The 12274-nt window shown below is 42.4% G+C and carries 10 protein-coding genes; 5 read left to right on the forward strand and 5 right to left on the reverse strand.

Annotation, left to right across the window (positions count from 1 at the left end):
• Positions 1-4 precede the first annotated feature (4 nt).
• From B3763_RS11965 to B3763_RS11985, 5 genes are all read left to right on the forward strand, one after another.
• Positions 5-2428, forward strand: a complete 2424-nt coding sequence (locus B3763_RS11965) for an ABC transporter permease (protein ID WP_286746751.1) — start codon at positions 5-7, stop codon at positions 2426-2428.
• Positions 2429-2452: 24 nt separating this feature from the next.
• Positions 2453-4858, forward strand: coding sequence for an ABC transporter permease (locus tag B3763_RS11970; protein ID WP_286746754.1), 2406 nt, complete (start codon positions 2453-2455; stop codon positions 4856-4858).
• A gap of 172 nt (positions 4859-5030) precedes the next feature.
• On the forward strand, positions 5031-5225 hold the full coding sequence (locus B3763_RS11975) for a hypothetical protein (RefSeq protein ID WP_286746755.1): 195 nt from the start codon (positions 5031-5033) through the stop codon (positions 5223-5225).
• Positions 5226-5356: 131 nt separating this feature from the next.
• Positions 5357-5689 carry a PadR family transcriptional regulator gene (locus B3763_RS11980; RefSeq protein ID WP_286746757.1) on the forward strand — a complete coding sequence of 111 codons (333 nt, stop codon included), beginning with the start codon at positions 5357-5359 and terminating at the stop codon, positions 5687-5689.
• Positions 5686-8364 (forward strand): ABC transporter permease, encoded by a 2679-nt coding sequence (locus B3763_RS11985; protein ID WP_286746759.1) that lies wholly within the window; start codon positions 5686-5688, stop codon positions 8362-8364. Before B3763_RS11980 ends, B3763_RS11985 begins: the two co-directional genes overlap by 4 nt.
• 92 nt (positions 8365-8456) lie before the next feature.
• Here the strand turns inward: B3763_RS11985 and B3763_RS11990 are convergent, their stop codons facing one another.
• The 5 genes from B3763_RS11990 to B3763_RS12010 all read right to left on the reverse strand — a co-directional run.
• Complete coding sequence (locus B3763_RS11990; RefSeq protein ID WP_286746761.1) at positions 8457-9152, reverse strand: hypothetical protein; 696 nt, start codon at positions 9150-9152, stop codon at positions 8457-8459.
• An 81-nt stretch (positions 9153-9233) separates the two neighbouring features.
• Positions 9234-9698 (reverse strand): DUF6265 family protein, encoded by a 465-nt coding sequence (locus B3763_RS11995; RefSeq protein WP_189629995.1) that lies wholly within the window; start codon positions 9696-9698, stop codon positions 9234-9236.
• Between the two features lie 38 nt (positions 9699-9736).
• Positions 9737-10750, reverse strand: coding sequence for a polysaccharide deacetylase family protein (locus B3763_RS12000; protein WP_286746763.1), 1014 nt, complete (start codon positions 10748-10750; stop codon positions 9737-9739).
• The gene (locus tag B3763_RS12005; protein WP_286746766.1) at positions 10750-11592 is read right to left on the reverse strand and encodes a glucosaminidase domain-containing protein; all 843 of its coding nucleotides are present in this window, start codon (positions 11590-11592) and stop codon (positions 10750-10752) included. The genes B3763_RS12000 and B3763_RS12005 overlap by 1 nt, the downstream gene beginning before the upstream one ends.
• Positions 11593-11671: 79 nt before the next feature.
• Positions 11672-12274: hypothetical protein (locus tag B3763_RS12010; protein ID WP_286746768.1), on the reverse strand; the 603-nt coding region annotated here is incomplete at its 5' end.

Consider the following 12274-nt stretch of genomic DNA (forward strand, 5'->3'; position numbering starts at 1 on the left):
GACCATGCTTAAAAACTATCTCATCACTGCATACAGAAGCCTAAAGCGTAATAAAGCCTATACTATACTCAATGTATTGGGACTAACGTTGGGCATTACCTGCTTTGTATTGGTAGGCTTGTATGTGGAAAATGAATGGAGTCACGATCGCTTTATAAGTCATCCGTCTTACCGCTTTTTACTTACCGAACAAACCGGTGATGGGGAAGAGAGAACGTATGGTACGGTGGGAGTAAAAACTTTTAACACCATAGAAGAGCAAATTTCGGGTGTAGAAGATATTCTAATGGCCAGGGATCATGGTGCGGGGCCTTTGTTGGTAGAGCACGATCAGGTTAAGTTCAAGTCAAGGAAGTTCTTTTTCTCCGAACCTGAGTTTTTCGATTATTTCGACATTGAGCTATTGCAAGGGAATGCCAAAACCGCCCTGGCTGAGCCCCAAAATGTAGTAATCAATGCCTCTACTGCCCGTAGAATATTTGGAGAGGCAAACCCTATTGGCGAAATGCTTCATTTTTCCGGAAGCATGAATTTTACAGTTCAGGTGACAGGCGTTATTGAGGATGTGAAGAACTCTCATTTGCAGTTCGATTTTCTCTTCAACTTCAATTTACGTGATGAAAAGGAAGACTATCAAATTATTCGCGAAGGCTTTGCCAATTCTGTGTATGGTTATTTCACCCTGTCGGAAGGAGTAGCTCCCGAAGAAGTGGCCGGTCGAATTAAGGCCTATTACAAGGAGCTCTACAGAGATAATGCTGAGGTATATGCTGCGCTCGATAGGGAGAGCTATGTGCTGCAACCGGTACACGATATCTACTTTGGTTCTAACCATGTGACTTTCGATGAAGGTTTTAAAAAGGGCAATAAAGACAACCTGCTATTGCTGGCTACAATTGGCTTTTTTATACTGACCATCGCCTGCATGAATTACATCAACGCCTCTACGGCCAAAGCTATCAAGCGAGTAAAAGAGATAGGGGTTCGGAAGGTATTTGGCGCTTACCGTATTCAGTTGTTCAGTCAATTTATGGGTGAGGCCCTGCTAGTCACACTTTTGGCAGTGCTCTTTTCCATTTTACTAACCGATCTGGCCTTACCCTATTTCGAAAACTTTATGCAAACCTCCTTTCGGCATCATTTACTGGCCAATCCGGTGTATTGGTGGGGGCTTTTTTTCATTTTAATCTTGGTAACCTTATTGGCCGGGACCTATCCGGCTGTGTTTGTAAGTGGCCTTAAACCCGGAGAGTCGCTGCGTCAGGGGCTCAGGCCGGGCTGGTTGCGTGGCAATGGGCTAAGATCCTTGCTGGTAGGTACACAATTGTTTTTTGCCGCTCTTCTAATGAGTTCTATTTTTCTCATCTTAAAGCAGAATAAATTTTTGATGCTCAGGGAATTAGGTTTTAGTAAAAACGATATTCTCATTGTGCCGAACAATTCTCAGAAGGTGGCCGACCAGCTTACCACCTACAAAAACGAATTGCTCAAAAGCCCTTATATCTATGCTGCAACCACCGGCATGGATGTACTTGGTTTTGGTTCTACTAACAATTCCGGTACGGCAGTACTTGATGGCCAGTCGATAGATACAGCTCCGGTTTCCACCTATTTTACCGTAGGCATGGACTTTCTGGAGATACAGGAAATTGAGGTGGTTGCCGGTCGTTCGTTTGCACCTGGCCATGCCGCAGATAGTTCGGCAGTTTTAGTCAATGAAGCTTTTGTACGAGCCAATGGATTGAGTATAGAACAGGCACTGGAACAAAGACTCCGTTTATATGGTCCGGAGTCGGGGAGAAGGCCGATTATTGGCGTGGTTAAAGACTTTAACTTTCAGTCCTTACACTCCAAGGTGGCTCCGGCTGTTTTTACGGTAAGTGGAAAAACCAATTGGTTCTGGACCATAAAAATTGATCCTAATCGCAAGAAGGAAGCCATTGCTCATGTAAAAAACAGTTGGGAGGCCATTGAAACCAATTACCCCATGGGTTACTGGTTTTTGGAAGACAACATTAATGGCTTTTATGAAGAAGAGACCAAACTTCAGAAGGCCATTCAGGTTTTTGCCATACTCTGCATTGTTATTTCATGCTTGGGCATATATGGCCTGACTGCTTACACCATCGAAAGGAGAATTAAGGAAATTGGTGTACGGAAGGTTTTAGGAGCCGGTGTAAAGCAGTTGGTCTGGTTAGTCAATCAAAAGTTCGTATACCTCTTTGCTATTGCCTTTCTGGCTTCGGTTCCGTTGGTCTATTACTTCATAGACCAATGGTTGCAAAGTTTTGCCTACCGGATCAATATCGGTGTTTCTGCCTTTGCCCTTGCCGGGCTCACGGTACTTGTTGTATTGTTCCTTACGGTGAGTATTCAGGCCGTAAAAGCAGCCTTGTGTAACCCTGCTCAAACTCTTCGCTCCGAATAATCGAAAAACTCAAAATTAAACAATATGCTAAAGAACTATTTTAAAATCGCCTTTCGCACCCTTTGGAAAAACAAGGCCTATGCCTTTATAAATATCATAGGGTTGGCCATTGGTATAGCGGGAGCTACTCTCTTTCTCACCTTTGTTAAGGCTGAGTTGAGTTTTGATAAAATGCATTCCAAATCCGACCGGATTGTAAGGCCGTTGACCATTCAGACCAATCTCGATGAACACCGTTATCATGGGGCCAATCCCATGATTTTGGCTACAACTCTGCTGGAAGAACTTCCCGAAATAGAAGATCAGGTCACCCTCTATCGCTATGGCAACCAAATTAATTACAAGGTCAATGATCAGAATTTTACGGATAGAGATTTCTTTTTTACCACTCCTGAGCTTTTTAGGGTCTTTGATTTTAAACTGCTTCGTGGTGATGCAAGAACTGCTCTTGCCCAACCTAAGTCTGTGGTTATTTCGCGTTCCAAAGCCATCGCTGTTTTTGGAACGGAAGATGTGTTGGGAAAAGTCATTCTTACCCAGGGAGGTAATGTAGAAATTACCGGGGTAATGGAAGACATTCCGGACAATTCGCATCTTTTTGCCGAGCTGTTCTTTAGCGAACTGCTTCCGCCCAACCTCATGGAAAGCGTAAAAAGCTCCTGGACCGATTTTAACTCCACCTCATACCTGGTGCTTCAAGAAGGAATTAGCCATGACGCATTTGAAACCAAAGCATCGGATCTGGCACTTTCTAAAATGCCACAAAACGTAGCTTCTATGGTAAGGTTCGAATTTCAGAATTTAGAAGATATTCATTTTGAGTCTGCCCATATTGAATCGGATATTGCCCGATTTAAAAGTGATAAAACCTACACCACCATTTTTATTTTTATTTCTCTGTTTCTAGTAGTTATTGCCGCTGTTAACTACATGAATCTGGCAACTTCAAAGGCTGTTTTCAGGGCAAAAGAGATTGGAATTCGCAAGGTTGTGGGGGCAGAGCGCAAGCAACTTATAGCTCAAATACTTACTGAGTCGCTGGTTATAGCTTTCATAGGCTTGTTTATTTCTATTGCCATTACCGATATTACCATGCCATTCTTTAACCAGTTAACGGGTAGAAACTTTGAGTTTAGCTGGTATAGCCTGCTCAATTATGCCGATATACTCATAGGCCTTACGGTGATTATCGGGGTGCTGTCAGGTATATATCCTGCTCTCTTCATGACTGGTTTTAAAACGGTAAATATTCTCAAAGGAGAGCAGGTAAAGGGAGGTTCGTTCAACATTCGCAAGGCCCTGGTTATTTTTCAATTCATTTTGTCTACTGTACTCATTATTTCCACTTTGGTGGTCTCTAACCAAATGAGTTTCATAAAAAATAGAAATCTCGGTTTTAACCAGGAAAACCTATTGGTTATAGATATTAATAATGGTGCGGTAAGACCGGTGTTCAAAACCATGAAGAATGAATTTGCCCAGATACCCGGGGTAGAGAGTGTTGGAGTGGCTTCGCGAGTTCCGGGTGAGTGGAAAAACATAAACAGGGTAGAAGTGAGCGCTTTCAATAAGGGTGGAGCTGTAATGGATTCTACTGAGCTGTATTACATGAGTTTTGACCCCGACATGTTGAAAACCTTTGATATTAAGCTGGCCGATGGTACGTTTTTTAGTGGTAATGATGTATCTGACAGTACAAAAATTCTGATCAATGAGGCCGCAGTTAAATCGTTGGGTATTGAAAACCCTATAGGGGCAACGCTACAACTGGAAACGCGCAGCGGAGACGGCAAGTACACAATAATTGGGGTACTCAAAGACTTCAATTATCAATCGTTGCACACCAGTATAGAACCTCTTATTGTGGGTGCCTGGAATAACGAAGCCGCAGTTATCGACTACTTTATTTTAAAAGTTTCAGGACAAAATATCTCCGGTATTATCGATGAAGCCAGAAAGGTGCACGAGAAATTCGACAACCGCACCGTTATGGAATACCATTTCCTCGATCAACAATTGGAAACCTTCTATGAGTCCGACCGTCAGGCTCAGGTTATTTTCACCGTTGGGGCCGGTTTGAGTATTTTCATTGCCTGTTTAGGCCTGTTTGGTTTGGCATCGTTTACCATTCAGAAAAGAGTGAAGGAGTTGGGTATAAGAAAAGTACTTGGCGCTAGTGAATGGAAACTGTTTATGCTGCTTTCAGGCTCTTTTACCCGGCAAATTTTGCTGGCTTTTATTATTGCCTCTCCAATAGCCTACTGGATTATGAACAACTGGCTGCAAAACTTTGAATATAGAGTTAGAGTAGGGGTAGACGTGTTTTTGCTTTCAGGCTTAGGAGTATTGTTCATAGCCATTGTTACAGTGAGCTATAGAGCTTTAAGAGCGGCCAACTCTAATCCTGTCAACTCGCTTCGAAGCGAATAACCTTTTTTGTAAGTAATTGATAACCTGTAGGTTGTTTATGTGATAAGATCGCTGAAAGAATTAAATGTTCGGTAAAAAATTAAAAGCGGAAAATTTTTTTCCGCTTTTTTTCTTTTGGCAGGGTAACCTTTAGGGAGAATTGGAATAAAGGCACAGAATTGATGGTAAACACATGATCAAGGAAAGCCTGAAGTACATTGCCACTGAGCTGGACGACTTCCTAAAGAGAAAATACAACTCTCAGGAAAGCCACATATTCAGGTTGAAAGACAATTCTACCAATAGATGGTTTTATTACATATTGGTGTTGGTTTCCTCTGTCGCAGTTTTGCTGGTTAACCTCAAGGTTAAGGTCATTATTTCCTAAACTATGCTGGCTACGGTTCGCTACACAAATCTGCCGATTCATACCCAAGACCAGGTTAACAAGTGTTAATTACTTGTACAAATATGAAAGATATATTTGTTTTATATTTGTGTAACTAATATTACACGCTTATGAAAGGTACATATCTAGGTGAATTCGAAGAACTGGTCTTACTTACCGTTGGGGCCCTTTACCCCGAAGCCTACGGAGTGGCTGTAATGGACGAAATAAAGAAGGAGACTGGCCGAACTGTGAACATAAGCGCCATTCACTCGGCCTTGAGGAGGCTGGACGATAAAGGTTTTGTGAAGAGCAAAATGGGTGGTGCCACCAACGAAAGAGGCGGGAGGCGTAAGCGCTATTTCGAGCTTACTTCCCAAGGCAAGAAGGCCTTGGACGAGGCCCAGTCTTTGCGATTGAAGCTTTATAACCGAATAACAGATATCTCATTGGGAAGTTCTTGAGTAAGCAACAACACATATCGCCCCCAAGATTGGCTCAGCGTTTTTTGCGACTCTACTGCCGGCAGGAATTTCTGGAAGAAATAGAAGGAGACATTTATGAACTCTTCGATAGGCGGGTTTCTCAAAAGCCCAGGCGCGCCCGGTGGCTCTTCTGTTGGGATGTGCTTCGCTTCTTCCGCCCAATGAACATCAAGCGAATCAAAACAACAAACTCAAATATCATCAACATGACAAGAAACAATTTTAAGGTTGCAGCCCGGGTTTTGTGGAAACAGAAAACCAACACGGTGTTAAATATAGGCAGCATTGCTGTTGGCATGGCATGCTTTATACTCATAGGCTTATATGTGAGGCAAGAACTTAGTTTCGACAAATTTCACGATAAGGGAGACCGGATATACCGAACCTGGACCAAAGAAGATTATGGTCAGGGCCAGCAGTTTTTCTACACCTCCTCGCCATTGCCACTAGCCCCCACTTTAGAAGCTAATATTCCTGAGGTAGAGGCCACTGTGCTGGTAGACTACAGCAATTTTTTGGTAGGAGATGGAGAAAACAGACTTAATGAACGAGTGGCATTTGTAAGCCCCAACTTCTTCGATGTTTTTAGTTTTAAGCTACTAAAGGGCAATGTGCAAAAGCCACTAGAGCGTAACACCATTGTGCTTTCGGAAGACTATGCCTTGAAATATTTTGGATCGGAAGAAGCTGTGGGTAAGCACATAACGCTGCAGGTCAACGACAATAAGGTGAGTTATGAGGTATCGGCCATAATGGCCAATATGCCCTCTAACACCGGGTTTCAGATGAATATGATCGTTTCTAATGAAGATAAGGAACGATTTTATAACCCCAGGGCTTTGCAGGCTTGGTTCAATATTGCACCGGAGACTTTTGTATTACTTCGTGAAAATACTTCGGCACAAGAAGTGGTTGAAAAGTTTCCTGAAATGATTAACAGCGTTTTAGGCGACCGAATAGAAGAAGGTCAATACGAGTTAGGCTTGCAACCATTGGAAGACATACATTTAAACCCCGACTTCCCTGCAGCTTCCATGCCCGTGGGTAACCCCAGGTATGTCTATGTGCTGGCCACTATTGGCATGCTGGTGTTAGTAATGGCTTGCATTAACTACACTACTTTGTCTACCGGTCAGTCCATTAGAAGGTCTAAAGAAGTAGGCATCAGAAAGGTAGTTGGGGCGCAGAAAGGCGGCCTTATCTGGCAGTATCTGTCAGAAAGCATCCTTATCACCGCTTTTGCCACTTTGGCTGGTGTAGCTTTGGCTCTGTTTCTATTGCCCACCTTCAACCATCTGGCCGGCACTCAAATAGCTATCATTTTTGATTTACAGAACCTATTACTTCTTATCTCTATCATTTTATTGGTAGGTATTGCCACGGGCTTATATCCCGCCTTTGTGCTTTCAAACCTCAAGCTCATTAATATTTTGAGAGGAGGAAAGAGCGGAGGTCGCGGAGCTGGTATATTTCGAAAGTCGTTGGTGGTGTTTCAACTATTGCTCACCATTTTTCTTATTTCAGGTTCCTTAATTATGCGTCAGCAGCTTAATTTCTTACAAAGCAGCGATGTTGGCTATGAAAAAGACGCCATGGTTTATGTGAATCTGTATCCGAAAGAAGGTGCCAATGGAATGCTCAATGGGATAGTTTCAGGCTTCGAAAATGCCGAATTATTGAAGGCACGATTGAGCCAGTATCCGGAAGTATCGGGTCTTGGAGCGGCCAACCATATGTTTGGATCTACCGGCTGGACTCAGGTGGGCTTCAACGATGTGAATGGACAGTTCAGACAGTTTTATGTATTGGCTACAGACGCTCATTTTGTTGACGGCTTTAACATTGCCATGAAAGAAGGGAGAGCCTTTGACGAAGACATGGAAGTGGATAAGCGGGAGTCAATTATCATTAATCAGGCGGCAGTTGACTATTTTGGTTTAGAAGACCCAGTTGGTAAGAAGCTTCCGGGCAACGACTTTGGTAACCATCGAATTATTGGGGTTACGGAAAACTTCAACTTTCAATCGCTACATACAGATGTAGAACCCCTGATTATAGTGCAAAACCTGTCACCCATATTTGCCGGAATAAGCGATGTTACTATCAATGATAACCCCATACCCAAGGTGTTTTTCAAGTATACCGGTCAGAATTTGCTCGCGGTTAGAGATATTTTGGATGAGGCATGGTCTGAGTTATTTCCAAATGAAGAGTTAAACTTTAGCTTTATCGATGAACGGTTGCGACTTCTTTATGAAAACGAAGCAAGGGTAAATAAGATAGCGGGCGTTGCCACCGTAATAAGCATACTGATTGCTGCTTTTGGCCTTTTGGGCTTAACCATACTTGTAGTCAACACCAAGGTTAAGGAAATTGGCATTCGAAAAGTGTTAGGAGCCTCGCCAATAACCATTATGAATATATTACTCCGGCAGTTCAGCATTCAACTTGGATTGGCGTTCTTGATTTCCATTCCCGTTACCTGGTATTTAATGAATCAGTGGTTGAGCGATTTTGCTTACCGGGTAGACATTGGTTTGCTGGTGTTTGTGGCCAGTGGTTTTCTATCTTTCTTAATTATGCTGTCCGTTATAGTGTATCATGCCGTGCGGGCTTCCAGAATTAATCCTGTAAATGCTCTTAGAGTAGAGTAGGGTACAAGCAAAAAAATGAAGGTCATGTATAGAACTTAAGAAGCTCATACATGACCTTTTTCAATTCTGTATTACAAGTTGAAAATAGTTGGCTAGTTCTTATCGGTTAGTTCTACTCCGTGAAATGGACAGTAAATCCAGGTTCCTTTCATTTTCTTTCCATCGGTAGGGCAATATTTCGGTGGTAGGAGCGAGGCAAGCGGAAGTTCAAAAGAGAAAACCTCATCGCCCAAATGTACTTTAAACGAATGTTGTTTAAAGGGATCGATAAGCCGATCTTCCTTACCCTTAGATTTGAACATGAAAAACTGCATGTTTTTCCCCATATCGCCCATCATATTGGCTAGCATGGGTTGCATGAAAGACATTAGCGTACTGGCATCATTGCTTATTTCGGAGTCATCTAGTGGCAGATGTTTTTTACCATCAGATGTTTCTAGGCGAATCATGGCTCTTACCTCAGATATTGGTGTGTATTTTATGTTACCAAAAACACCAAACTCTCCATCAATCACGGCTATCAGTTCAAAATCATCAAAAATATCAATCATTTCTTCCAACTCATCGGCCGATATGCTCTCGTCAGCAGCAAAAGAAGCTTCCCAGTACTCTAAAGGAATGTACCAAACCAACCGCATCAGGTTCTGGTCTTCGGACATTAGCTGTGTTTCATTGATGAGCTCATTGATATCTATAGCTCTTTTTTGAGCTTGTGCTGAAAAAGTAAAAATCAAAGAGGCGATTGCGGATAAAATTACAGAGCGCAAGAGAAATGGTGAATGTTTCATTGGTTAGGTTTTACTTGCTAAACTTAAGTGGAAAAATGAAAAAACTAAAGCCCGGGCATAAGTTGAACGTTGGTTTTGGTACTAATTCAATTTATTGAATACAAAATCTTTCTTCCTGGACGCACCATCTGATATAGATGCAATGAGCTTGTTTTGTTCGAGTTTGTAGCTGATAACTTTCGGGAAATCGTGTTCCGGATTTTCGCAAATAAACCCATCAGCATTAGTATAGGTAAGCCTAAAGCGTACCGGATTATCATTTTCAGCCACTTTGGCAATATAAAAGAGCGCATTGTCTTCTTGGAGTAGTTGCAGGTGTTCTACAAATACCGTATCCGTATCTTTCAGTGTAAAGCCAATTCCTTTATACTCTGTATCTGTTTGTTTTTCCCAAAACTCAAAAGCGGTAGTGCCGGGGGGAGCATTTAAGCGTTGCCATTGACCTAGTAACCAGCTTAGCTCGTCTATACCTTGTGGTTTCTGATGGCTTGAATGCGGAGCAACTAAAGCAGCGAGTGTTAAAAACAAAGGCAACAACTTTTTCATAACAATTAACACTTAAGAAAGATAAGCTTTTTTATGGGTTACTCGGCAATTTGAGGGATTACCCAAAGGTAACTGAACCAGTGCCAACGGCCTTCACTATCGGGCACGGTAATGGTAAATAGTGTCCTCCTTCGTTTTAGGTCCCGGTCTGGCCTAATGCTTAGCTTAACCAACCCTTCTTTTACAACCTGTATGGATTTACGACATTCGGCTCCCTGAACAAAGCACTGCAATTGCTCTAGTTTTAGTTTGTTTTCTGTAAACTCCAGCTCAATTCGCGGAAGACTTTTGCTACCCGAAAAACCATTGGTATTGACTTCCTGACGGCTTACTACCAGAGCATGCATGTTAGCTTTCTGTTTAAATTCATTGAGATTGGCATAGAACTCCGACATGGGAAAGCGAGGCAAATAAAACTGGCTTTGCTGGCTATGCATTACTCCTGAGTTTTGAGCAGCAGCTCCTTTATAACCTCTTTTTTTTAGGGTATTGGCCATAAAAGCATTCCACTCTCCATAGGGATAGGCATAAATGGTAGGTTTAGTACCCAGGTGTTCTATAAAAGCATCTTCACTTGTTTGTAAATCCTCTTCAAAGAAGGCGTCTGTTTTGTTGAGAAAGTAGGCATGTGAATGTGAGTGATTGCCTATTTCTATACCGGCCTCTTGTACCTTTTTCAGTTCAGACCAGTTCATATAGTCTTTTCCTCCAACCGTTTCAGTGTTTACAAACAATGTGGCTTTAAAGCCATATTTCTGTAATAGAGGAAGGCCTTTTTCGTAAAAGCTAGAGTAGCCATCGTCTATAGTCAGAACCACTGCTTTTTGGCCTTTCTTGGGTCTCTTTAAACGATCTATGGCTTCAGAAAAGGTGAGCACTTCATAGCCTCCATCCTTTAAAAATTTTAGGTGCGCCTCAAACTTATCGAGCGATACGTTGGTACTGGGGAACCTGTCATCTCCAAAACGATGATATACAAAGGCACTTATTCCGCCTTCCTGGGCACTTAGCTGCGTGCCAATTGCTAATAGAAAGATTATCAAACTGCGCATTACTTAAGCGGGTATCTTAGATATGTTGTGTCCAAGCGATGATGATCGTACTGTTCAAACCTATTGTAGCGAATCATTCCAAATACCTGCTCCACATATTCGTCTCCTCGCTCCGAGTATTTATCCAGCAAGGGAACCAGGGCCCTGATGTCTGAAGTTTCGGCCCTTTTTCTACGGAACCGGGCATATGCAGGGGTTCTGGCTATGGTTTGAAAATAGTCCATCACCGATTCTTCAATATGATCATATTTTCGCAGATATACCTGGTAATCTTCTCGCCTTACACTAGCGGCAATACGAGGCTCATTGGGATCGAATGACCAAACCCCGAAGACATTGTTGGCTTCTCTGAAAAAGCGAGATTTGCCCCAGCCCGATTCAATGGCAGCTTGCGCCAATACGATGCTGTTGGGGTGGGTGAGCAGCCTTCTTTTAAGCAACAGAATATCGTCTGTTTTATAGGTTTCTGTTAGTTGTAGAAAAAACAGGCTGTCTTCAGCATTCAATTTCTTTTTAATCTGAATGCTTTCCAGTCGTTTTAGGTCTATTTCCAGTCGTTTTTTAGCCACCAGTATGGCCGGCAACATTACGGCAATAAAACGCTGTTTGGCTTCGTCTGAATCGAGTGAATCCAGAAAGGTAACGTTGCTATAAAGGATTGGTCGTACAACAACGGAATCAATTAACTGGATTTCTTCGGGGCTAAGTACCTCTCTGTATTCGGTAATAATTTCGGGCCATTCTGCTCTTTCGACTTCCTTTGTGGTTCTAAACCAGCGGGTCGAAAGAATAATCAGGAAAATAAAGGTGAGAATGACAATGACCTTCCGTTCATCAGACATGAGGCAAATATAACCATCCTTATGGAATCTTTTGTAATTCGTAGATAACCGGCTCTGCCTCTATGCGGCTTCTGCCCACTCAACTGTAGGCGTTACGCTTCTCTCGCACCAGTTCGGCAAAGTCCCTGCCCTCAATTTTAGAGTCAATCCAACTCATCAGGTCAAAATAGAGCAGTGTTTTTTGGGAGAAGTCTCCTTCATTCACTTTTTCAATTTCTGCCTTTAGGCTCATAAATCCCTTTTTGAGGTCTTGTGGAAAAATAGAACCTATTTTGCTCATAAATTCCAGAAAGACTTGCTGTACCTTTCCCAGGTTTTCTTCGAAAACAATATAGTCGCGGGCGGCTTGTAGTTTTTGTTCCATATAATCTTCTTCTCCGGTGTCGTAATCTATGAGTATGCTCAATATACGGGCATAGCCTTTGAGATCACTGCGCAGTCTGTCTCCATCGTTTAGCAACCGGTTCAGGTAGAGCCTTGCCTGGCTGTAGTGTTTTAGGGCAAAATAATAGACTGAGGCTTTATAGTAGATTACAATAAGGTTGTGCTTGTCAATGTATTTCCTGTTAGCCTCCACCTCTTGCATTATGGTTTTTATTTCGGGCAGCTTGCCTTCAAAGTCGGTGGTAAGAAACACGTGATTGAAAGCCTGAATAGCCTTATACTTCACCAATAATACCTG

The sequence above is a fragment of the Roseivirga sp. UBA1976 genome, from assembly GCF_002336325.1.
GTDB classification, from domain to species: Bacteria; Bacteroidota; Bacteroidia; order Cytophagales; family Cyclobacteriaceae; genus Roseivirga; species Roseivirga thermotolerans.

Bases quoted from the DNA above. Each gene is read 5' to 3' on its own strand.
- B3763_RS12000 (WP_286746763.1), bottom strand. From the start codon at position 10,750: ATGCGCAGTTTGATAATCTTTCTATTAGCAATTGGCACGCAGCTAAGT.
- B3763_RS11970 (WP_286746754.1), top strand. From the start codon at position 2,453: ATGCTAAAGAACTATTTTAAAATCGCCTTTCGCACCCTTTGGAAAAAC.
- B3763_RS11980 (WP_286746757.1), top strand. From the start codon at position 5,357: ATGAAAGGTACATATCTAGGTGAATTCGAAGAACTGGTCTTACTTACC.
- B3763_RS12005 (WP_286746766.1), bottom strand. From the start codon at position 11,592: ATGTCTGATGAACGGAAGGTCATTGTCATTCTCACCTTTATTTTCCTG.
- B3763_RS11975 (WP_286746755.1), top strand. From the start codon at position 5,031: ATGATCAAGGAAAGCCTGAAGTACATTGCCACTGAGCTGGACGACTTC.
- B3763_RS11990 (WP_286746761.1), bottom strand. From the start codon at position 9,152: ATGAAACATTCACCATTTCTCTTGCGCTCTGTAATTTTATCCGCAATC.
- B3763_RS11965 (WP_286746751.1), top strand. From the start codon at position 5: ATGCTTAAAAACTATCTCATCACTGCATACAGAAGCCTAAAGCGTAAT.
- B3763_RS11995 (WP_189629995.1), bottom strand. From the start codon at position 9,698: ATGAAAAAGTTGTTGCCTTTGTTTTTAACACTCGCTGCTTTAGTTGCT.